This window comes from Confluentibacter lentus, from assembly GCF_002806995.1.
Classification (GTDB): domain Bacteria; phylum Bacteroidota; class Bacteroidia; order Flavobacteriales; family Flavobacteriaceae; genus Confluentibacter; species Confluentibacter lentus.
This window is the reverse complement of record NZ_NIHE01000006.1, coordinates 167,592-190,922: the sequence shown is the minus strand read 5'-3', so window position 1 is coordinate 190,922 and position 23,331 is coordinate 167,592. Positions and strand designations below refer to the sequence as shown.

The window sequence follows — 23,331 nt, the reverse complement described above, 5'->3', positions numbered from 1 at the left end:
GAAGTACCACTTCGGTAACCCAGTGCGCCTCTCCGGGCCTTGGCTATTCAACAACCGCTCCAGCAACGCCTGATTGTAATGATAATGACGATACCATAAACCCCGATACCATCTGGTACACAGGCGTGGACACCGATGGCGATGGTTTCTTCGGAAGCACAACCTCCGTGACGCAGTGCGCTTCTCCGGGCCTTGGCTATTCAACAACCGCTCCAGCAACGCCTGACTGTAACGATAACGACGATACCATAAACCCTGATACCATCTGGTACACAGGCGTGGACACAGATGGCGATGGTTTCTTCGGAAGCACAACCTCCGTGACCCAGTGCGCTTCTCCGGGCCTTGGCTATTCAACAACCGCTCCAGCAACGCCTGACTGTAACGATAACGACGATACCATAAACCCTGATACCATCTGGTACACAGGCGTGGACACCGATGGCGATGGTTTCTTCGGAAGCACAACCTCCGTGACCCAGTGCGCCTCTCCGGGTGCCAGTTACTCGACGACAGCTCCGACAACGCCTGACTGTAACGATAACGACGATACCATAAACCCTGATACCATCTGGTATGTTGGTGTGGACAACGATGGCGATGGTTTCTTCGGAAGCACCACATCCGTGACCCAGTGCGCCTCTCCGGGTGCTGGTTACTCAACAACAGCTCCGGCAACGCCTGACTGTAACGATAACGACGATACCATTAATCCTGATACCATCTGGTACGCTGGCGTGGACAATGATGGCGATGGTTTCTTCGGAAGCACAACCTCCGTGACCCAGTGCGCCTCTCCGGGCGTTGGCTATTCGACCACGGCTCCGGCAACAAATGACTGTGACGATAACGATAGTGCCATAAACCCTGGTACTACTGAAATCATAGGGAACGGCATTGATGATGACTGTAACCCAGCAACATCAGATGGATCTTTAAGCATAGATGATTTTAATCTATACAATGTTTATATGTCCCCTAACCCTTTTAATCATAATATTGTTATTAAAATTCCATTACGTTTTAATAATAGTGAGTTTAACATTAAAATATTTGATTTGAATGGAAGACTTGTATTTGACAAGAAATACTCAAGTAATGGTGGCACCATCCATGTAAATGGATTAAACAATTTACAACAAGCACCATACTTGTTAAAAATGACAAGTAAAGAAACCGGTGAGAGTATTGTTAAAAGATTGATTAAGTATTAAATATTTATTATAAACCTATAATTATCAAAGGGTTGCTATAAAATAGTGACCCTTTTTTATTAAAATCCTTTGATATGCTTTATAAATTCATCAATAAAGACTTCAATTTAATCAAAATTCAATAAATTAAATTATTGAATATCAATTATTTAAAAATAATAAATGTATTTAATCGATAATATTTGCATTATATCGATAATACATATATATTTGGCTCATAAATGATTAGTCCCAAACTAAATTAACCTATTGTGAAAAAAATTGCTATTTCATCCAACTCTCTCTTTTTTATACTTTTAAGTTTATTGCTCTCTTTTGAAGCTTATTCACAAACAACACAAACTTTTACAACATCTGGCACATTTACTGTACCAGCAGGTGTTACGGAAATTACCGTAGAGGCTTGGGGTGCTGGGGGTGCTGGTGGAGGCACAAGTGTAGATAATACTCGCGGCGGCGGCGGCGGCGGCGGCGGTGCTTATGCAAGAAGCACCTTTACAGGATTAATACCAGGTACTAATTACACTGTTACTGTAGGTGGTACTACAATAGGAACATTTGGAGCAGGCGAAACAGGCAATCCTTCTTGGTTTGGTTCTACCACTACTTTATATGCTCCGGGTGGAGCTGGTGGAAGTGCTCCAAATAACGGCACTGTCTCTGGCGGGGCTGGTGGTGTAGCATCCATTTATGGGCAATTTACATTTAGTGGCGGTAATGGTGCGAGCGGTACGACCACCATAAGCGGCGGCGGCGGCGGTGGTGCGGGTTCAACAGGAAATGGTAATAATGCCTCTGGAACAACAAGGGGTAATGGAGCCACCATTGGTGGGGGAAATGGTGGCACTGGAAGAAATAATAGTGGCGGTAATGGAGCTGGTGGAAGTACATTTGGCGGCGGTGGTAGTGGTGCATATGTAAATAATACCACAAATCGTTCAGGCGGAAATGGCGCTGCTGGTCGAGTTTTAGTAACCTACGTAACACCCGAAATAGAAGTACGCGGAAATGGCTTGGAAATAACAAATGGAGATGCAACGCCTTCTACAACAGACCATACCGATTTTAGCTATGTGGCAGTATCAACAACGGCAAGTCGTACATTCACCATCAATAATATTAGTAATGCATCAACAATACTAACCATTAGTGATAACGGAACAGGCATTACGTTTTCAAGTAATCCTTCAGGCTACTTTTCAATAGCTACACAGCCAGCTCAAAATAGCACGATTGTGGGCGGAGCTTCAGGCTTAACATTTACGGTCAATTATAATCCTTTGGCAGTAGGAACCCATACAGCTATAGTGAGAATAGACAATACCGATTCTACCGGAGGTGAAGACCCATATACTTTTACAATTAGTGGGATTTCAGAAAATCCAACTCCAGATATTGATATTACAGGTAACGGTATATTCATTATTGGAAATGCTACAAATACACCGATTTTAATTGATAATACCGATTTTGGTACGGCGCAAATTACATCCGAAACCATAACAAAAACATTTGTTATAAATAATTCAAGAACTGGAAATTTAACCTTAGGAAGCATTTCTCTTGGAGGCTCTACAAATTTTACAATAGTTAGTGATCCATCAGGAGCCGTTATACCAGTTGGAGGTACAGCAAATATTGTCATCTCCTTTAATTCTCCAACTATCGGGATACAAAACGATGTATTAACCATTTTGTCAAATGACCCAGATGAAGCATCCTACCAAATCAATTTAAGAGCGGAAGCCAATAAAGTATTTTATGACAGTGATGGGGATGGCATTTATGATGATGTGGATATTGATGACGATAATGATGGGATTAGCGATTCTGATGAAGAAAACGCTTGTCGTGTATCTAACGGTGCTTCGCAAGCAGATTACAAATTTTTAAATGAAACCTTTGGTACCGGTATAGGTAGAGGTACTGGCATTAGCTCCCTATACACGGTATCTACTACATATACTTATGAAAATGGTGCTGCTGGAGGAGGAGCAGGAAGTGTTGGAGATGGTAAATATACAGTGGCAAGTTTTATTACAGATGGTGTTCAAATTGCTGCGGCTCCTAATGGAGTAGCTCCTAACGGACCAGAGATTGCCCAATGGGCCTGGTATGCTTGGGGTGATATTCAAGACCATACTCCTGGAGATACCGATGGCAGAATGGCTATTTTTAATGCAAGTCACGATCCAGGAATCTTCTATGAAACCCAAATTAAAGGGACACTAGCGAATGTGCCTGTTACCTATAGTTTTTGGGTAGTAAACCTAGACAATGCCGATAATCGTTTTAGTGCAGGAGAACTGCCCAGAAGAAAACCCGATGTTACCGTAAACTTTTATACCCTTGATAAAAGTGTTCTTTTAGCAACCTTTAATACTGGAGAAATTACAAGATGCCCTGGCGCTGTTAATGATCCAAATGACCCCGCTTACAATCCATTGGACCCTACATTTAACACATGTGTAGTATCTCAATGGAAACAATTTACGCAACAATTTACAACCTCTCAAACGGCTTTCGTGGTGCAATTTGTTAACAATGCACCCGGGGGAAATGGAAACGATTTAGCTATTGATGACATTGAAGTTAGACAAACCCTTTGCGACATGGATGGTGATGGTGTTGCTGATGTGTTTGATTTAGATAGTGATAATGATGGTATCCCCGATGTGGTGGAAGCCAACACTACGGCAGCTGGCTTAAGTGAGGGCAAAGGTCATTTAACTGGCATAGCCAGTTGGGCAGATGCAAATGGTAATGGTATGCTTGATATTTTGGAATCTCTTTCTACTATTGATACAGACGGTGATGGTATCCCCGACTACTTGGATTTAGACAGCGACAACGATGGTTTGTTTGATGTTGACGAATCTGGAACTTTCAATTCAAACAATCCGTATCCAGGATTTATTAATGGTGATGGGGATATTACCGGAGATGGCACCGGAGACGGTCCAGAATCAGAAACCTTTAGGGAAAAAGATTCCAACGGAGATGGTTCCATAGAAGGTTATGGCGATGGTATTTTGGATATTTACGATTTCCATCAAGGAAATACAAACTACACAAATTCTTATGGCAATGATAACCAAGGTACTGGGCCATTATATGCTTTAGACTCTGACGGCGATGGGCTTCCAGATTATAGAGACCCATATAATGACTTAACAGGCATTTATGATATAGATACCATAGAAATTTATGCGCATTTACCTAATACCGGAGGAGTTCTAGACGATATAACCGATGCCGATGGTGATGGTATCATGGCATCCAGAGATGGCGATGATACGGTTTTTGGCTCACCTAGAAATTTAGATGCTAGTTATAGCTTATATTTTGATGGAAGGAATGATTATGTTGAAGATGTAAATATAATTCCTTCTGGTGATGCTACACTTATGGCATTCATAAAAACCGATGGCGCCAATACGAATGGCAACAATCAAATCATTGCCGGTCAAAATGACTTATACTTAAGACTTAATGATGCCACCAATACCATTAGTGCGGTGGTAGAAGGCACCACCATAACCTCAACAAATGCTATAACAGATGGTGTTTGGACCCATGTAGCCGTTACAACTCAAGGAGGTCAAACGGTTCTATATATTAATGGCGTACAAGAAGCATCCGATGCTTCTGGAGGTATTACAGACGCTTCTAATTTCAGTATCGGCAAAGCGACCTCTGGAACCAATTATTTCAAAGGAGAAATTGACGAAGTGAGGGTTTTTAATGTGGCATTAACATCCGACGAACTTAAACGTATGGTGTACCAAGAATTGGATGACTTGAATGGTTTTAACAGTGGAAAAATAATTCCGACAAATATTTCAGCTTCTATTGGTACTAACTTGGTAAAGTATTATAAGATGGATGGTTATCAAGATGATATTTTAGATGATAAAAAAACAGGGACTTTAGATGTTGCAGGCGCCAGAATGTATAACTTTAAAGATATTTATTTTCAAAGAGCACCTCTTCCTTATGAAACTGTAGCTGATGGTGATTGGACAAATACGGCTAGCTGGCTTAATGGAAGCGAATGGGACATCATGTCTAAACAAAATAATCCGCAAGATGCAACTATTATTCATATAAAACATAATATCATTATGGATGGGACGTATAATACCCAAGGTACCGTTGGTATTATTGTAGATGCAGGTAATGAGTTTTCTATTACAGCAAACAAAGGACTTTATAACAGTTTTTACTTAAAGCTTGATGGTTTTATGGATTTAGATGGAGAATCCCAATTAATACAAACATCCAATAGTATTTTAGACGTTACAAGTTCTGGTAGATTGGAACGTGACCAACAAGGCACAAGGGATTTCTTTACTTACAATTATTGGTCATCTCCAGTTGGTATAAGCAACACTACAACCAACAACAACAGCTATAGAGTGCCAAATGTATTAAGAGATGGCTCTGTATCGACCGCTCCGGTTACCATAAACTTTTTAACTTCGGGCTATAATGGAAACCCGGGAACTCCTGGCGTAACACCTATTAGCATAGCTGATTATTGGATATGGAAATACTCTAATAGAACCAGTAACACGTATTCGCAATGGCAACATGTAAGAAGTACAGGAACTTTATTAGCTGGAGAAGGCTTTACCATGAAAGGTGTTGCAAATACAAGCGGCGCCATTACATTACAACAAAACTATACATTTAACGGCAAACCAAATAATGGAGACATTACCCTAGCAGTAACAGCAGGAAACGATTATTTAATTGGCAATCCCTACCCTTCTGCTATTGATGCCAATGAGTTTATTTTAGATAACATCAGTGTGGGAGATGGTGGTAGAGCGGCAACCAATATTATAAACGGTGCGTTATACTTTTGGGACCATTTTGCAAGTAACACCCATGTGCTAGCTGAATATCAAGGTGGTTATGCTATATACAACTTATTAACAAGCACGGTAGCTGTTTCCAATGACACAAGAATAGCTAACACCGGAGCTATTGGAGGAAAAACTGCAGAAAGATACATTCCAGTAAGTCAGGGCTTTTTTGTAGTTGCAGATGATGGTGGAACAGTAACATTTAAAAACAGTCAACGTGATTTTAGAACTGAAGCTTCCGATCCTTCATTATTTATAAAACCAAAAAATGACAAATCTAAAAACTCAACTACAAAAGAAAGTCAAACTGACACTAGACAAAAAATAAAATTAATGTTTGATTCTCCTAAAGGATACCATAGACAACTAGCCGTTGGGGTTGACGAAAAAGCCTCAAATGAATTCGATTTAGGATACGATGCGCCATTAATTGAAGATCTTAAAGAAGATATGTTTTGGATCATTAATGATGGTAACTATGTTATTCAAGGTGTTGATAATTTTGATGACACCCAAAAACTTCCTATGGGAATTAAAACCAACAAGGCGGGCATCTCAAAAATTAAATTAGATGCCCTAGAAAACATCTCTAACGATTTGGATATCTATCTAATTGATAAAGAATTAGGCATTCAGCATAATTTAAAAGAAAGCAATTACGAGGTTTATCTTTTACCGGGGAGCCATATAAATCGTTTTGAAATAACGTTTAAAAATTCCGAGTCACAATCATTAGATACCGATGACATTGTAAACAAAACTATTCAGGTATATTTTTCCAATGAAAAAGGGAATATTGTTATTCATAATCCAACCTTAAAACAGATTAAATCAGTGGAAATAATAAACCTACTTGGTCAAACCATTAATAAATTTAGTGAGAACACTAACAAAGATTATATGGAATACGAGACAAATAAGATGAGTACAGGCGTTTATCTCATTAAAATACAAACACCAGAAGGGTCGTTTTCAAAAAAAGTATTAATAAAATAAGTTATTGTTGCCGGAATAGAAAACCACAAACTTATTGTTTACTTATAACTTTACCAAAAAAAACACTTTATCGTATTTTTTAGTATTTTATCGGATATATTAAAAAAAAATATTATATTAGCCACATTTATTTGAGTAAATAAAAGATTTAGTCCCAAACTAAATAACCTACTTATGAAAAACTTTACTATCCCGCATAGGTTTAGTATACTATTGGCTAGTATATTATTATCTCTCATTTCACATTCTCAAACGGTAATAAATACCGAAACTTTTGAAGGAGGCACATTTCCATTTACTATTTGGAATGATGGTGGCACTAATTGTATTCTTGACACGAGCTCTAGAATAACCGGTGGGGGAGCTAATTCGGTTAATCTTCAATCAAATACGGCAACTTCAATAACCTTTACAAACAATATTGACCTTACTAGTTATGGTTCTGTTGAGATTAAATTCGACTTTAGAGCAGCAGGTTATTCCAATGGAGAAGGTTTTTTTATAGAATATTCCAGTAATGGTGGTACAACTTGGCATGCTACACCAATAGCGCAATATGTAAGAGGGACAAACTTCAACCTCAATACAAATTATCTTAATCAAATAGCCATAGCTAGTACTACCGTTTATACATTTACTGCAAACTCCAGATTTAGATTCAGGTCTAGTGGTAATCAGACTACTGATGATGTATATATAGACAATGTAACCATTACAGGTTACCCACCGTCTCCCGAAATAAACGTCACTGGGAACACCTTTGCAATACCTAATGGAGACATTACCCCATCTAACATCGATTTTACTAATTTTACGACTGCCAATGAGGGTATCGAAATTTCTAGAACATTTACAATACAAAACTTAGGTACAGCTGATTTAATAATTTCGAGTGTGGTACTGTCAAATACCACCGATTTTATCATTACAAGTTCGCCATCGTCTCCAATTGCTATTGGTGGAAGTACCACATTCACGATAAAATTTCTTTCCCTCACCTTAGGAACAAAAACATCTACAATAACCATTAATAATAATGATTCTAATGAGTCAGCATATCAATTCAATATACAAGCGCGTTCTGAACAAAATTTTTTTGATAGCGATGGTGATAACGTTTTTGATAATCTTGATGTGGATGATGATAATGATGGCATATTAGATTTCGAAGAAGAGCTGGCTTGTCAAACTTCATCCATATCAAAATCAATAAACTACAAATTTTTAAATGAGACTTTTGGAGAAGGAAATACGAGAACAACCATCAACACTACCTACGATGCTGAAACCACCTATTGTTACGAAGATGGAACCGCAAGTTGTCCATCTCTTGGAGGTATCGACTTAAATGATGGTGAATATGTAGTATACCATAAAGCAGCTAATGGAGATGGCATTAACCAAACACCAAACAACGAAGTTGCCAGTTGGGCAGATGGATTGTGGTATACTGGTGAGGATCACACTTCTGGCGATAATAACGGTAGAATGGCCATGTTTAATGCCTCTTACGAGCCTGGCATATTTTATACAGCAAGCATAGTGGGAGCATTACCTAACATACCCGTTACTTACAGTTTCTGGGTTTTAAATTTAGATACACAAGCAGCGCCAAACATAGCAACCAGACTTCGACCAAATATTAAAGTAGAATTTAGGGATGTTAATAATAATCTGTTAGCAACCATTTTAACTGGAGATATTCCACCTTCAATCAATGGAGACCCAGCTGGAAGTTGGCATAATTTTTCAGCCAACCTAACCTTTAATGTTAGTGAATTTTATGTATATTTTATTAATAATGAAATTGGTGGCTTAGGAAATGATTTGGCTATTGATGATATTGTTATTTCTCAGACCCTTTGCGATACCGATAACGATGGTGTTGCCGATGTTTTTGATTTAGACTCGGACAATGATGGAATTCCAGATGTGGTTGAAGCAGGTTTAGGTAATTACAGTGAAGGAACAGCAACATTAACAGGTGTTACGTCTTGGAGTGATGCCAATGGCAATGGTATGCACGATTTAAGTGAAGGACATATTGTATTAGATACAGACTTGGATGGAACCCCAAATTATTTGGATTTAGATAGCGATAATGATACTATTTTTGATGTTGATGAATCTGGAGCTGGAAATACAGCCAATGCAACCTATCAAAATGGTGATGGTGATATTAATGGCGATGGTGTTGGTGATGGAATTGACACTGATGCTGTTAGACAAACAGACATTAACTCCGATGGCATTTTAGAATATTTTACAGATGGTATTCTAGATATTTATGATTATTATAACGGAGGCACATTTTCTACGGCTTATGGGAATAAAAACCAAGGATCTACGGGGCCAGGCTGGCACCATTATGTTAAAGACACTGATAACGATGGCATACCCGATTATATGGATGTAACATCTAATGGATCTACATTTGATATCTCACATACACTTTACGGCAATTTAGACGCAAATAATGATGGTACTATTGATGATACAGCTGACACGGATAGAGATGGTATTGTCGATTTGTTTGATACAGACGACAACGCTTTTGGATCTCCAAGAGATTTAGACAGAAAATTACATCTTTATTTTGATGGAAGAAATGATTATGCTGAAGAACCTCCAATTATAAATGGTTGGAATGAGGCGACTATAATGGGTTGGATAAAAATAGACCCAACGGCTACCGGTAATCAGGTTATTATTGGGCAGAATCAATTTTATATACAACTTAATTCAAATAAAAGCGTAACAGCTTATGCAGATGGATATACCATCTCCCACAATACGCCTTTAACCACAAACCAATGGATTCATCTAGCCGCAACATTTAGTTGCGATTGTTTGGGTGGTTTTTTTAAATTGTATATAAACGGGCGAGAAGTTGCCATGACTACAACCAGTTCGGGCCCTTTAAATGCGGATGCATCAAGCTTTTCATTGGGAAGGCAACCAGACACGAACAGCAAGTTTTTTAAAGGATTTATGGATGAGGTTAGAGTCTTCAGCAAAGCATTATCAAGTGATGAGTTACATAAAATGATATATCAGGAAATAGAAGATAACTCAGGTATTGTAAGAGGCCGTATCATTCCAAAAGACATCAACGATTACAACTATACTACCAATGTCTCAACTCCTTTAAATTGGTCATCATTAGTGAGATACTTCCGCATGGATACTTATAAAGACAACATTATAGACGATTTAACAACGGCAAGCGTAGATGTGTCCTCTGGTGCTAGAATATACAATACAAAAATTATTGATGTGCAAACTGCTCCGCTTCCATTCATCACACAACAAAGTGGAAGTTTACCAGTAGCCGTTGCTGTACCTTCAAATGGTGTTTGCGGTGATGATGCTGTTACTTACGATTGGTCTATTGTTAAAGTAACCCATAATAATGTAACCTTCAATGCCAATCAAAAACACTTAGGATTATTTGTAGACCAACTAGATGCTGGATCAAATCCAATAACTTTTAGCGTATTGAATGATTCTGAACTAAATGTAAGTTGGTACCTCAAACTGGATGGCTTAATTGATTTGGAAGGCGATTCCCAATTAGTTCAAGGCATGGACAGTACATTGGATCCCACAAGTTCCGGTGCTTTAGAAAAAGACCAACAAGGTACGGCAGATACATTTACTTATAATTACTGGTCATCTCCCGTTGGAAAGACTAATAATTCCACAAACAATAACAATTACAAAGTAACCGATATCTTTACCAATGTTGGCTTTAATACCTCTGGCTATAACGGTACGGCGTCACCATTAAGAATTGCCGATTATTGGATATGGAAATTCAGCAATCAATTATCTGGAAACTATTCAAAATGGCAACATGTTCGCAGTACGGGAACACTTCTTTCTGGCGAAGGATTCACTATGAAAGGTCCTGGAACAGGCTCTATAACAACTGAGCAAAATTATATATTACGAGGAAAACCAAATAATGGTGATATTACCTTAAACATTAACAGTGGTAATGACTATTTAGTTGGAAATCCATACGCTTCCGCTATCGATGCGGAACAATTCATATTAGATAATGGCCCTACCATTGCAGGAGCTGGCTCCACAACTGGCACACTTTATTTTTGGGAACATTGGGGCGGTGGCTCACACATTTTGAGAGAATATCAAGGTGGATATGCCACATATTCTCTTTCTGGTGGTGTACCAGCAGCAGCAATTGGCACGAGTGACCCAGATGTATCATCGGCAGGTACACCTACAAAAATCCCAGGACGTTATATTCCGGTAGGTCAAGGATTTTTTGTCACAGCCGAAACTACGGGAACCATAAAATTTAATAATGGTCAGCGTGCATTTGAAAAAGAAGATGGTGCTAATTCCCTATTCATAAAATCGAGTAATTCTAAAAATGGTAAAATATCCGCTAACAAGAAATCTGAAGACACTAGAATGAAATTCCGAATAGGCTTTAACTCTGTGGGCTCTTTGCATAGACAGATTTTAGCAACCGTAGACACTAGAGCTACGCTAGGAAAAGATTGGGGATTTGATGCGCTTTATATAGACACTCAAGCAGATGATATGTATTGGATGATTGATACTAACAAACATAGCATACAAGGTATTGATGCCATTGATGACAGCACCATATTACCACTTGGTATTCATACGAAAAAAGATGGTAATAATAATATCATCATTGATAAATTGGAAAATGTGCCTGATAATATTAATATTTATTTACATGATAAAGAATTAGGTATATATCACAATTTAAGAGAGGGAAAATATAATGTATTTTTAAATACAGGTGAATATTTAAACCGATTTGAAATCACCTTTTCTAAAGCACAGACATTGACTGTAGACACTGTTAAAGACCATGAAATTAATGTCTATTTTTCAAATGATAAGAAGAGCATCGTAGTGGATAATTCCGATTTAAAATTAATTAAATCTGTAGAGATGTTTAATATTCTTGGACAATCCATGTTCAAGTTCGATACAGAAACAAACAAAAATTATTTAGAATATAAGGCCAGTCAAATAGCAACAGGGGCATATATTATACAGTTAACTACCGAATATGGTAAGTTTTCTAAAAAAGTATTGATACAATAAGTGGTTATTTTTTGTTGACAAGTAGACCCCAAATCTGCTATTTACATAACCGCTTAATTGGGGAGTCCTAAATTAATTTTTAGGACTCTTTTTTTATTTCTAAAATCAAGTCTTGAAGTGATACTTTAGATTGTTTTCCTGAAACCATATTTTTTAAAGTATAGGTGTTGGAATTCACTTCCTCCTCGCCTACCAAGACCACAAACGGAATCGCACGCTTATCGGCATGTGCCATTTGCTTTTTCATTTTGGCAGCATCAGGGTATAATTCGGCATGAATGCCTTGTAATCGTAATTGCTTGATGGCTTTTAAACTGAATAAGGCTTCTTTATCGCCAAAATTTATAAATAATACATCAATGCTTTTGGTGACGGTTTCGGGAAACAAGCCCAATTCCTCCAATACCAAGTAAATACGATCCAATCCGAAACTAATTCCCACACCACTGACATTAGCTAATCCGAAAATACCAGTTAGGTCATCATAGCGTCCACCGCCCCCAATGGAGCCCATTTGCACGTGTTTTGGAGCTGCGACTTCAAAAATAGCGCCTGTATAATAATTTAATCCACGTGCCAACGTCACATCCAACTGCAAAGTGGCTGTTGTTAATCCTAATTCGGTAATAGCTGAATTTATAAACGCTAATTCGTCAATCCCTTTTTTGCCTTCTTCGGAAGATGATAAAATGGATTTTAAAGATTCTATTTGCGATTCAAAAGAACCCGATAAGGTAAATAAGGGCTGTAATTTAGAAATCCCAACTTCAGAAATACCTTTGGAAAACATCTCTTCTTTTACCTTCTCCTCGCCTATTTTATCGAGTTTATCTAAAGCCACCGTAAAATCGATTAATTTATCAGAAGCGCCAATAACTTCGGCAATACCAGACAAAATTTTACGGTTATTGATTTTAATGGTAACACCATCTAGTTTTAATGCTGAAAAAACAGTGTCATATAATTGAATAAACTCCACCTCCTGCCATAACGAATCACTTCCCACCACATCGGCATCACATTGGTAAAACTCCCTAAAACGTCCTTTTTGTGGTCTATCGGCACGCCAAACAGGTTGTATTTGGTAACGCTTGAATGGAAACTCAATCTCGTTTTGGTGTTGTACAACGTAACGGGCGAATGGGACCGTTAGGTCGTAGCGGAGGGCTTTTTCTGAGATATAATTACCTACATATTTATTTCCAAAATTAAAATAAAAATCACCAAATACAATATTAGTTAATACCGTTAAATTGTCATTATCTTCCTTAAGCAATCTTGCCTTTAGATTTTCATGCTTTAAAACTATTTGATTAATCCTAAACCATATGTCATTTGTCAAGTTTTCAAGATTAATAATGTTCTCATCAAACTTTACGTCCTTCAATGATTTTAATATATTTGGAAATTTTGCAATGAAATTTGATTCAAATTTCATTAAGTCAAAATTTTTATCCTCACGCATTCCTATTCCTAAATTGTGAATAGCGGTTTTAATAGTCTTTATTAAATTATCATTAAAACTTCTTAAAAATTCCCCAGAATTTAAAATGTTAAAAATCAATCTATCACCCTCATCACCATATTTACCCATTAAAGTCTCCGAGTTTTCAAAACTTGGTGTTTCAATAGGTTGAAATCCGAACGTTTCAAAAACACCACGAATGGTATTAAAAATATAGTTGCGTTTTGCGACCTGTTCCGGATTAAAATCTCGGGTTCCTTTTGGGATGCTTGGTTTTTGAGCCATATTTAACTACCTGCGAAAGCAGGTATCTTTTTTAGTTATAAAGTCAGTCCGCATCATACTATTACTGATGTTATTGTATGGTGAGGAAACAAAAATATTAGTTTAAATGGATTCCTGCTTGCACAGGAATGACAAAACGCACATCGACTGCGCTCAGTGTGACAAAAATAATAATGAAAACGTCATTGCGAGCTTTTTAATTAAAAAAAGCGAAGTAATCTTTTAAATTGAAACGGAATTATGGTAATATAGTTGCTAAATTACCGTCTTTGCGAGGCACGAAGCAATCTCTTTATGGGTAACTAGGATTTCACAGATTGCTTCAGTCGTTCCTCCTGCAATGACGATTAATTTATCAACTTATCAAAATACCTAAACAAGTCGCCTTTGGTAATCACCGCACCTTGTTGGATGAGTTTAAATTTATCCAGGTTTTTATCATCGCTATACTCTTTTTTAGCTTGCAAAAACTCCACATCGTCATGCATCAAATTCTCCCGCAGCCAATTATAGCCTTCGGTGGCGGTAATGTCTTTATCATTCTTCACCTTTATGCCAATAAGATGCATATTTTCATCATTCAAACTGAATAAATGCATTTGGTTTGGCGATATGTGCTCTAAATATTTAGCAGCATTTAAAGCGCCTTCCCAAATTAAATCGCTAAAAACATCCAGTTCCATTTCGGCTAATTCTGGTCGGTTTTCCTTTAAATTCTTCCATTCATCAGCGGTGACAGATTGCGTTGCCAAAAAATTAATGAACTCTTGGTGTAGTTCCTCAAATTGTTCCTTAGTAAGTCTTGTGTACTTCATCAAAAATCGATTTTTCATTTCCGCGAAGGCGGAAATCTCATAAAAAAAGCCCCAACACAGTTGAGGCTTTTAAAATATGTTATAAAAAATTAGTTTGCTTGTGCAACAACCTCGAAAGGTAGATCTACAGTTACCGCTCTGTGCAAACGTATGACGGCATTGTATTTACCTGTACGTTTAATGGTTGCAACCGTGATGAATTTTTTATCAATTGAATGACCTTCTTTTTCTAAAGCTTCAGCTAAATCGATGTTTCCAACAGATCCAAATAATTTGTCTCCTGAACCAACTTTAGCAGCTATTTTAATTTCTAATGCTTTTAAAGCATCAGCAATTTTAGTTGCTTCATCAATAATTTTCTTTTCTTTATAAGCTCTTTGCTTAAGGTTTTCTGCCAATACTTTTTTAGCAGAAGCTGTAGCCATAACAGCTTGTCCTTGAGGAATTAAAAAGTTTCTACCATAACCGTTCTTAACTGTTACAACATCGTCTTTAAATCCTAAATTTTCAACGTCTTGTTTTAATATAAGTTCCATAGTTATGCTATTTTATTTTAATAAATCCGCTACATAAGGCATCAAAGCTAAGTGACGTGCTCTTTTTACGGCAACAGATACTTTTCTTTGAAACTTTAACGAAGTTCCTGTTAAACGTCTTGGTAAAATTTTACCTTGCTCATTTACAAATTTCAATAAGAAATCTGGGTCTTTATAATCTATGTATTTAATACCAGATTTTTTGAAACGACAATACTTTTTAGTTTTGTTGGTTTCAATGTTCAACGGGGTTAGATATCTAATTTCTCCGTCTTTTTTACCTTTAGATTGTTGTTCTATTGATGTTGACATAATTAAGCTTTTTGTTTAAGTTTATCTCGCCTTCTCTCTGCCCAAGAAATAGCATGTTTATCTAACGCTACAGTTAAATAACGCATAAAACGCTCGTCACGTCTAAACTCTACTTCTAATTGACCAATTACCTCACCGGCAACAGTGTACTCAAATAAGTGATAAAAACCACTTTTTTTGTTTTGAATTGGGTACGCTAATTTTTTAAGCCCCCAATCTTCTTTTGATACCATCTTAGCGCCGTTAGAAACAAGAAAATCTTCGTATTTCTGTACTGTTTCCTTTATCTGGTCTTCAGATAAAACGGGATTTAAGATGAAAACAGTTTCATAATGATTCATATAAATTCTATTTATTGTTAATAAATGGGTGCAAAAATAGTTATTATCTTAATATAAAACAACAAAAATAATAGTATATTTGATACGGGAATTAAATGTTAAAATAATGTTAAATTAAACAGTTTAACGATGTTTTTTGGTTTTTAGCCGAATTTTTTGTACTATTGTCGATATCTTAACCGAAATATCATAATGTTATGACTTTAAACTGTGTAGTAGTAGACGACTCAGCGATACAAAGGCTCTCAATTGTTAAGCTAGTAGAGAATCACCCCAATCTCAACTTAATAGCAGAGTACAGTAGCGCGCTAGAGACTAAAAATGGTCTAAATACGCATCAAGTTGATTTAATTTTTCTGGATATTGAAATGCCAGTATTGAATGGATTTGAACTTTTAGACGTATTGAACAACAAACCCCAAATTATTTTTGTAACCGGTAAAACAGAATATGCTTTTAAAGCATTTAACTATGACGCTACCGATTACTTACACAAACCTATCACTAGAGAACGTTTTAATGTTGCTGTTGAGAAAGCTTTAGAGCAACACAAATTAATTCAGGACTTTAACGAAGAGGAAGGTGAACACATCTTTGTAAAAAGCAATCTTAAAAAACGTAAGGTCTATATTAAAGACATTAAGTGGATTGAAGCTCTTGGCGATTATGTGAAATTGGTAACTGAAGACAGCAGCCTTGTGGTATTATCGACCATGAAATCTTTTGAATCTGAATTGCCTGAAGGTAAGTTTTTAAGAATCCACAAATCTTATATTGTTAATCTGGATAAGATTGATAGATTCAACAGTAAAAATGTTGAAGTGGGCGCTTACGAAATTCCTTTAAGTAGAAATAAAAAGACACAACTTGTTGATGCTTTGAATAATATTTAATGTAATGTTTGGGTCAAACTGAACTTATTTCAGTTTCTCATAACATTATTAATAAAATATTGGGATTCTGAAATGAATTCAGAATGACATAATTGAAATGTCGTTAAAAGTTATCAACATTTAAAATCAACTTAACTGACCGAAAATCTTTAATACTTAAGAAGCTGTTATTAATCTTAATAACGGCTTCTTTTGTTTTTGATAAGGATTGCTTTTTTGGAATTTTCACTAAAATGTTTTTGTAAAACTGATTTCTTATACGGGATATAGGTGGCGATTCGGGTCCGAGAACATAATCACCGAAAACCTGCCTCAATGATTTTGCCAACCAAATGCCTGCGGAATCTACTTTTGTGTAATCTTTATGCTTTAATGTGATTTTAATTTGCTTATAAACGGGTGGATATTTAAAATTGTGCCGTTCGTTCATTTGCTCATTAAACATACCCAAATAATCATTATTGGAAACTTGTTGTAAAATAGCATGGTACGGATTATACGTTTGAATCAATACTTTGCCCCTAACCTCGGTGCGCCCAGCCCTACCCGATACTTGCATCATCAATTGAAAACTACGTTCGTGCGCCCTAAAATCGGGAAAGTTCAATAAATTATCCGCGTTCATAACGGCAACCAACTTAACATTCCTAAAATCCAAACCTTTAGTAAGCATTTGTGTACCGACCAAAATATCAACTTCCAATTGTTCAAAAGCCGTTATTATTTTTTCGTAGCCATATTTACCACGGGTGGTATCTAAATCCATGCGGGCGACTTTATAATCTGGAAACAAGGCTTTTACTTCTTCTTCAATTTGTTCGGTTCCAAAACCTTTACTATCCAAATCTGGACTACCGCAAGACATACACGTTTTCATCATCGGCGTCATATAACCACAATAATGGCAGCGCAATTGGTCTCTATATTGATGATAGGTTAAACTTACATCGCAATTCGAACATTGAGGTGCATGGCCGCAGGTATTGCATTCCACAATGGGCGAAAACCCGCGCCGATTTTGAAATAATATGATTTGTTGCCCATTCTTTAAAGCATCGGCCATTTCTTCAATGAGTCGGTCGCTAAAATGTCCTTTCATCAATTTACGCTTGTGCTTATCCTTAATATCTACCAATTCAATATCTGGCATTAACACGTTATTATAGCGTTGGTTGATTTCAACCAAACCATACTTATTTTGTTGGGCATTATAATAACTTTCCAGACTTGGCGTGGCGGAACCCAATAATGTTTTAGCTCGATGGATATTTGCCAAAACTACAGCCGTATCGCGTGCATGATAACGTGGTGCCGGATCAAATTGTTTGAAGGATTGCTCGTGCTCTTCGTCCACTATAATCAATCCTAAATTATTAAATGGCAAAAATATGGAAGAACGCGCTCCGAGAACGATTTGCGCTTGCGCGGCATTTTTCAAAACATTGTTCCAAACCTCAACACGTTCGTGGGCGGAATATCTTGAATGGAAAACAGACACCTGTTCGCCAAAATAATTCTGTAAACGGGTAATTAATTGCGTAGTTAAAGCAATTTCTGGTAATAAATATAAAACTTGTTTGCCTTTTTGCAAGGCTTCTTCAATAAGCTTCACATACACTTCTGTTTTTCCGGAAGACGTGACACCATGAAGCAAGGTAATATTATGAGTTGCAAAAGATTCTTTAATTTCTTTTAATGCAATGGTTTGATAATCGTTTAAGTTTTTTGAATCTTCGTTGGCATCACCAGAATATTGGATTCTATCCATTTGAATATAGTATTCTTCTAAAATACCCTTATCTATTAACGATTTTATAATGACTGGAGACGCATCACTTTCCTTAGATAAATCGGATACTTTTACTGGTTTTTTCGTTTTAGCCGAAATAGAAAAGAAGGTCATAATGACTTGACGCTGTTTCGGTGCATTATTCAAATCATCCAATAATTTATGAAGTGTTGCTTCCGAAGAGAAATTTGTATGCAACTTCACATAACGCACCAACTTAGGAATATACTTTTCATAAACCTCTTCATCTAACTGAATGGCGTTTTTTTCCAACAATCCATTGATAACAGGCAAAACATTCTTCTTGTCAAGAATATCAACGAGATCATGGATTTTTAATGAAGATTGATGGTGTAAAGCTTCATAAACCAGAAATTCATCATCTTTTAAAGTAGATTCATCAATTTCTTTGATATTATTTTTACTAATGATGGTTTCGCTTTCTAAAATAAAAGCATTTGGCAAAGCCGCTCTCATCACATCGCCCAACGTACACATATAATAATCGGCAATCCAATGCCATAATTGCAACTGCTTTTGATTGACAATGGGTGAATCATCCAAAATTTGGTGAATCTCTTTCGCCTCATAAGCAGTTGGTGCATCGTTATGTATATTGTAAACAATCCCTGTGTAAATTTTTGACTTACCAAAAGGAACGGACACGCGCATACCTATTTTCAAAAAGTCTGCTTCCGCTTTTGTAATACTGTAAGTAAACAGTTTTTGAAGTGGAATAGGAATGATAACATCAATAAAATGTGGCATGGCTATTTCCTTTTTCTAAGTCGGTTTAAAGACACATTTAATTCGTAGCCCAAAAGCAAGACATTCGCATTGAGCCATAGGTAAAACATTAAAATTAAAAGCGCTCCAATAGAACCATATAGTTTATTATAATTACTGAAGTTGTCAATGTAAACACCAAATAAAAACGATAAAAGCGCCACAAGAATTGTTGTAAAAAGTGCGCCTACGGAAAAGAATTTAGAATCTTTCCCTTCTCTGGTTCCAAAATAATACAATGTTGCAGTAGCTAAATAAACCATGATAATTGAAAATACATATTTTACCGCATTGGTCCAAAATACTAATTGAGCCTTTTCGTCGTAACCATCATTAATGCTTAATAATAATTTTTCAACGACATAAATTTGAAAATACCCCAAGAACACGATCATTATAATGAACAAAAATGACAATATCAAGGCAATACTCAAAGCATATAAATATTGTCGGAATATATTTCTTGAAATATGACTGTGATATGAATTTTCAAAACCAGAAAACAAGGCACTCACGCCGTTTGCCATTAAAGCAATAGATAAAATAAAAACAGAAGACAGCAATCCACCCCTTTGCGATTGGTCTATGTTTTCAAAAATGTTTTCAAAGAAAAAATCTGAAGTACTAGCCGGTAAATACGATTCTAAAAATTTTAAAAAATCGATTTTAAAATCATCGATGGGCACATAGGGTATAATTATAAGAATAAACAACAAGAAAGGAAACAGTGCCATAAAAAAGCTAAAAGCAATAGCACTTGCTCTGGTTGTTAAAGCTCCTTTTACAATACCAGTGACATATAATTCCAATAAATCATAAAAAGACAATCCTTCAAGACCTGGTAATTTAAATCGTTTAAAAAAACGAACCAATACATTTAAAACAGGAATTTTAGCTAACTTGTCCTCAAGTGGTTTGGTCATTAATAATTTGCATAAGGGTTTAAAGCAAAGTTATTAAAATAAAGAGTTCTATAACCTCTACAACTCATTAAACTATTAGATCTTTAAAAGTTATTTTATAGCTTTTAAGCTTAAATCCATATTATATACAGAATGTGTTAGCGCTCCACATGAGATATAATTTACGCCACACTCGGCATAATGCCTAATGGTTTCTTCATTAATGTTTCCTGAAGATTCTGTTAAACATTTATCACCAATCAATTTCACGGCTTTTTTGGTGTCTTCGTAATCAAAATTATCAATTAAAATCCTATAAACACCATCATTTTGTAATATCTCTTTAACCTCTGTTAAGTCTCTGGCTTCTACCATGATTTTTAAATCTTTACCTGTTTCATTAAGATATTCCTTTGTCATTTCAATAGCCCTTGTAATACCACCCGCAAAATCTATATGATTGTCTTTAAGCATAATCATATCAAACAACCCAAACCTATGATTTTCGCCCCCACCAATCTTTACAGCCCATTTTTCAAGCATTCTGATGCCTGGTGTTGTTTTTCTAGTGTCTAAAATTCGTGTTTTAGTGCCTTTTAACAAATCGGCAAACCTTCTAGTTTTCGTAGCAATAGCACTCATACGCTGCATACCATTTAAAACGGTACGCTCACACTTTAATATAGATTGTGGCGACCCTTCAACATATAAAACGACATCGCCATAAGTAACTTCAGAGCCGTCTTCAATAATAATATCTACTTTCAAGGTTTTATCCACATAAGCAAAAACGCGTTTGGCATAGTTAACCCCCGCTATAATCCCCTTGTCCTTAACTAAAAGTTTCGCTTTTCCTCTTGCAGCTTCAGGAATACATGCTAAAGAGCTATGATCGCCGTCACCTACATCTTCTCGTATAGCATTAGAAATTATTAATTCAATTTCGTATTCAAATTGTTCTTTGGTTATCATTTTTAGAAAGTTTGCGCTAAAATAAGAAATTGATTGGCTAATTGAAATTTTGCAATTATGAATTTTGTATTTTTCTTTAATTTAAATCCATTATTCATAAATAGTAAATGCTAATTTTGCCATATGACTATTAAGCTGCTTGCAATTGGGAAAACAGATGACAAAGAATTGAAATCTTTAATAGAGGGTTATGCTAAACGTTTATCCTTTTATATTAATTTTCAGTTGGATATTATTCCAGATATAAAAAACGCTAAGAATTTAAGTGAGAGTCAGCAAAAACAAAAAGAAGGGGAACTTATATTAGAAAAGATAAATAATACCGATGTATTGGTTCTTTTGGATGAAAACGGCAAACAATATGATTCTTTAGCCTTTTCTGAATATTTACAGAAACAAATGAATTCTGGCATCAAACAATTGGTGTTTGTTATTGGTGGACCTTATGGATTTTCGGATGATGTTTATAACAAATCAAATGGGAAACTATCACTTTCTAAAATGACATTTTCCCATCAAATGATTCGCTTATTTTTTATTGAACAACTGTATCGAGGATTTACTATTTTAAAGAATGAACCCTATCACCACAGGTAAAATAATTATTAATTGATTTAATGCGTTTTATAAACTTCTTTTCTCTTTTTTAATTGACGTTCTAAATCACTGATAGTTTCTCTCACTGATACTTCAAAATTTTGTTCGCTTGATGAGGCAAAAATTCTTGGCCCTGGCAAACTTAGCTCGATATTACAAATCTTACCTGTTTCATGCTGATTTTCGTCTTGCTTGAAATACACCGTAGCACTTATCAAAAACTCATATCTATCAAATAATTTCCTCAATTTTTCTTCAGTGAATGCTGATAACGTTTCACTTACATCAACACCAACATATTCAAAATTTACAATCATAACTTAATGTTTTATTTAATTTATTTATAAAGGGAAATTACATTTTTTACAACTATTTTAAACTAACATTCATCATAAAAAAAACATAAATATTTGCATAACTTCATTTCTTAAACATAAAGTAAACCGCTAAAATCAAGAAAATAAAGGCAATGATGTGATTGGTCTTAAAAGTTTCTGTTTTAAAAAAAATGAGTGTGAAAATGGCAAAAACCACCAGCGTTATAACTTCTTGCAACAATTTTAATTGAAGAAGTGAAAAAGGGCCTCCGTTTGCTTTAAACCCTATTTTATTCGCAGGCACCTGAAAAGCATATTCAAACAAAGCTATAAACCAACTGATTAATATGATGGCTACCAACCCTAATTTGTTGAACCACTTCCACTCGGCAAATTTTAAATGGCCGTACCAAGCCATTACCATAAACGTATTGCTTATCACTAAAAGCACAATGGTTAAAAGTCCTTTCATATATTAATGTTAAAATAATGAAAACTAAATTAATCTATTTTTTTGATTGTCTTAATTTTGGTAAAAAATTAAATATATGCAACTCGTTTTTGCCACAAATAATCCCAACAAAATAAAAGAAGTACAAGAATTAATTCCACAACACATTAAACTATTAAGTTTAGAAGATATTGGGTGCTATGAGGAGATTCCCGAAACCCAAAATTCCATAAAAGGCAATGCCATACAAAAAGCAGAATTCATAAAAACCCACTATGGTTATGATTGTTTTGCAGACGATACAGGACTGGAAGTTGACGCCTTAAACGGTGAACCTGGAATTTACTCAGCGCGCTATGCTGGCGAACAACGAAATGCGGAAGATAATATGAATGCATTGCTAAATGCTTTAAAAGATTGCCAAAATAGAAGCGCTCATTTTAAAACCGTTATTGCATTAGAACTTAACAATCAACAACATATATTTACAGGTATTTGTGAAGGTGAAATAACCAATGAAAAACAAGGAAAAAATGGTTTTGGCTACGACCCCATTTTCAAACCTAATGGATACCAAAAAACATTTGCCGAAATGGATTTAAAACTTAAAAACACGATTGGCCATCGTGGCAAAGCCGTTTCTCAGCTAATTGCGTTTTTAAATTCCTAGAACTTAA

16 protein-coding genes are annotated in these 23,331 nt (G+C 35.9%); 6 read left to right on the top strand and 10 right to left on the bottom strand.

Annotated elements, in window-relative coordinates; genetic code table 11:
• The 3 genes from CDH50_RS12280 to CDH50_RS12270 all read left to right on the top strand — a co-directional run.
• A partial coding sequence (locus CDH50_RS12280; RefSeq protein ID WP_157804983.1) for a MopE-related protein occupies window positions 1-1,214 on the top strand: 1,214 nt, incomplete at its 5' end.
• Between the two features lie 251 nt (window positions 1,215-1,465).
• The gene (locus tag CDH50_RS12275) at window positions 1,466-7,081 is read left to right on the top strand and encodes a LamG-like jellyroll fold domain-containing protein (protein WP_157804982.1); all 5,616 of its coding nucleotides are present in this window, start codon (window positions 1,466-1,468) and stop codon (window positions 7,079-7,081) included.
• Window positions 7,082-7,255: 174 nt separating this feature from the next.
• The gene (locus CDH50_RS12270; protein ID WP_100612569.1) at window positions 7,256-12,193 is read left to right on the top strand and encodes a LamG-like jellyroll fold domain-containing protein; all 4,938 of its coding nucleotides are present in this window, start codon (window positions 7,256-7,258) and stop codon (window positions 12,191-12,193) included.
• Between the two features lie 79 nt (window positions 12,194-12,272).
• On the opposite strand, the gene hisS is transcribed toward CDH50_RS12270, so the two are convergent.
• The 5 genes from hisS to rpsF all read right to left on the bottom strand — a co-directional run bounded on the left by hisS (window position 12,273) and on the right by rpsF (window position 15,947).
• Window positions 12,273-13,943 carry a histidine--tRNA ligase gene (gene hisS / locus CDH50_RS12265; protein WP_100612568.1) on the bottom strand — a complete coding sequence of 557 codons (1,671 nt, stop codon included), beginning with the start codon at window positions 13,941-13,943 and terminating at the stop codon, window positions 12,273-12,275.
• Window positions 13,944-14,290: 347 nt separating this feature from the next.
• A complete protein-coding gene (locus tag CDH50_RS12260) occupies window positions 14,291-14,758 on the bottom strand; it encodes a DUF6495 family protein (RefSeq protein ID WP_100612567.1) in 468 nt (155 codons plus the stop codon).
• Window positions 14,759-14,847: 89 nt separating this feature from the next.
• The gene (gene rplI / locus CDH50_RS12255; RefSeq protein ID WP_100612566.1) at window positions 14,848-15,294 is read right to left on the bottom strand and encodes a 50S ribosomal protein L9; all 447 of its coding nucleotides are present in this window, start codon (window positions 15,292-15,294) and stop codon (window positions 14,848-14,850) included.
• A 12-nt stretch (window positions 15,295-15,306) separates the two neighbouring features.
• Complete coding sequence (gene rpsR / locus CDH50_RS12250) at window positions 15,307-15,606, bottom strand: 30S ribosomal protein S18 (RefSeq protein WP_100612565.1); 300 nt, start codon at window positions 15,604-15,606, stop codon at window positions 15,307-15,309.
• A gap of 2 nt (window positions 15,607-15,608) precedes the next feature.
• Window positions 15,609-15,947 (bottom strand): 30S ribosomal protein S6, encoded by a 339-nt coding sequence (rpsF, locus tag CDH50_RS12245; protein WP_100612564.1) that lies wholly within the window; start codon window positions 15,945-15,947, stop codon window positions 15,609-15,611.
• A gap of 197 nt (window positions 15,948-16,144) precedes the next feature.
• Here rpsF and CDH50_RS12240 point away from each other — a divergent pair, with 197 nt between their 5' ends.
• On the top strand, window positions 16,145-16,840 hold the full coding sequence (locus CDH50_RS12240; RefSeq protein WP_100612563.1) for a LytR/AlgR family response regulator transcription factor: 696 nt from the start codon (window positions 16,145-16,147) through the stop codon (window positions 16,838-16,840).
• A 103-nt stretch (window positions 16,841-16,943) separates the two neighbouring features.
• Here CDH50_RS12240 and priA read toward each other — a convergent pair whose 3' ends face one another.
• From priA to nadC, 3 genes are all read right to left on the bottom strand, one after another.
• Window positions 16,944-19,397 (bottom strand): replication restart helicase PriA, encoded by a 2,454-nt coding sequence (gene priA / locus CDH50_RS12235; protein ID WP_100612562.1) that lies wholly within the window; start codon window positions 19,395-19,397, stop codon window positions 16,944-16,946.
• Between the two features lie 2 nt (window positions 19,398-19,399).
• Window positions 19,400-20,338 carry a YihY/virulence factor BrkB family protein gene (locus CDH50_RS12230; protein ID WP_100612561.1) on the bottom strand — a complete coding sequence of 313 codons (939 nt, stop codon included), beginning with the start codon at window positions 20,336-20,338 and terminating at the stop codon, window positions 19,400-19,402.
• 90 nt (window positions 20,339-20,428) lie between these two features.
• The gene (nadC, locus tag CDH50_RS12225) at window positions 20,429-21,289 is read right to left on the bottom strand and encodes a carboxylating nicotinate-nucleotide diphosphorylase (protein WP_100612560.1); all 861 of its coding nucleotides are present in this window, start codon (window positions 21,287-21,289) and stop codon (window positions 20,429-20,431) included.
• 123 nt (window positions 21,290-21,412) lie between these two features.
• On the opposite strand from nadC, the gene rlmH reads away from it, so the two are divergent.
• Window positions 21,413-21,886 carry a 23S rRNA (pseudouridine(1915)-N(3))-methyltransferase RlmH gene (gene rlmH, locus CDH50_RS12220; RefSeq protein ID WP_100612559.1) on the top strand — a complete coding sequence of 158 codons (474 nt, stop codon included), beginning with the start codon at window positions 21,413-21,415 and terminating at the stop codon, window positions 21,884-21,886.
• A gap of 17 nt (window positions 21,887-21,903) precedes the next feature.
• Here the strand turns inward: rlmH and hpf are convergent, their stop codons facing one another.
• Both hpf and CDH50_RS12210 read right to left on the bottom strand, forming a co-directional pair.
• Window positions 21,904-22,203, bottom strand: a complete 300-nt coding sequence (hpf, locus tag CDH50_RS12215) for a ribosome hibernation-promoting factor, HPF/YfiA family (protein WP_100612558.1) — start codon at window positions 22,201-22,203, stop codon at window positions 21,904-21,906.
• Window positions 22,204-22,306: 103 nt separating this feature from the next.
• Window positions 22,307-22,675: a DMT family protein gene (locus CDH50_RS12210; RefSeq protein ID WP_100612557.1), complete on the bottom strand. Its 369-nt coding sequence runs from the start codon at window positions 22,673-22,675 to the stop codon at window positions 22,307-22,309.
• A 76-nt stretch (window positions 22,676-22,751) separates the two neighbouring features.
• On the opposite strand from CDH50_RS12210, the gene CDH50_RS12205 reads away from it, so the two are divergent.
• On the top strand, window positions 22,752-23,324 hold the full coding sequence (locus CDH50_RS12205) for a non-canonical purine NTP diphosphatase (protein WP_100612556.1): 573 nt from the start codon (window positions 22,752-22,754) through the stop codon (window positions 23,322-23,324).
• Window positions 23,325-23,331 lie beyond the last annotated feature (7 nt).

Bases quoted from the DNA above. Each gene is read 5' to 3' on its own strand.
- CDH50_RS12270 (WP_100612569.1), top strand. From the start codon at position 7,256: ATGAAAAACTTTACTATCCCGCATAGGTTTAGTATACTATTGGCTAGT.
- hisS (WP_100612568.1), bottom strand. From the start codon at position 13,943: ATGGCTCAAAAACCAAGCATCCCAAAAGGAACCCGAGATTTTAATCCG.
- CDH50_RS12260 (WP_100612567.1), bottom strand. From the start codon at position 14,758: ATGAAGTACACAAGACTTACTAAGGAACAATTTGAGGAACTACACCAA.
- rplI (WP_100612566.1), bottom strand. From the start codon at position 15,294: ATGGAACTTATATTAAAACAAGACGTTGAAAATTTAGGATTTAAAGAC.
- rpsR (WP_100612565.1), bottom strand. From the start codon at position 15,606: ATGTCAACATCAATAGAACAACAATCTAAAGGTAAAAAAGACGGAGAA.
- rpsF (WP_100612564.1), bottom strand. From the start codon at position 15,947: ATGAATCATTATGAAACTGTTTTCATCTTAAATCCCGTTTTATCTGAA.
- CDH50_RS12240 (WP_100612563.1), top strand. From the start codon at position 16,145: ATGACTTTAAACTGTGTAGTAGTAGACGACTCAGCGATACAAAGGCTC.
- priA (WP_100612562.1), bottom strand. From the start codon at position 19,397: ATGCCACATTTTATTGATGTTATCATTCCTATTCCACTTCAAAAACTG.
- CDH50_RS12230 (WP_100612561.1), bottom strand. From the start codon at position 20,338: ATGACCAAACCACTTGAGGACAAGTTAGCTAAAATTCCTGTTTTAAAT.
- nadC (WP_100612560.1), bottom strand. From the start codon at position 21,289: ATGATAACCAAAGAACAATTTGAATACGAAATTGAATTAATAATTTCT.
- rlmH (WP_100612559.1), top strand. From the start codon at position 21,413: ATGACTATTAAGCTGCTTGCAATTGGGAAAACAGATGACAAAGAATTG.
- hpf (WP_100612558.1), bottom strand. From the start codon at position 22,203: ATGATTGTAAATTTTGAATATGTTGGTGTTGATGTAAGTGAAACGTTA.
- CDH50_RS12210 (WP_100612557.1), bottom strand. From the start codon at position 22,675: ATGAAAGGACTTTTAACCATTGTGCTTTTAGTGATAAGCAATACGTTT.
- CDH50_RS12205 (WP_100612556.1), top strand. From the start codon at position 22,752: ATGCAACTCGTTTTTGCCACAAATAATCCCAACAAAATAAAAGAAGTA.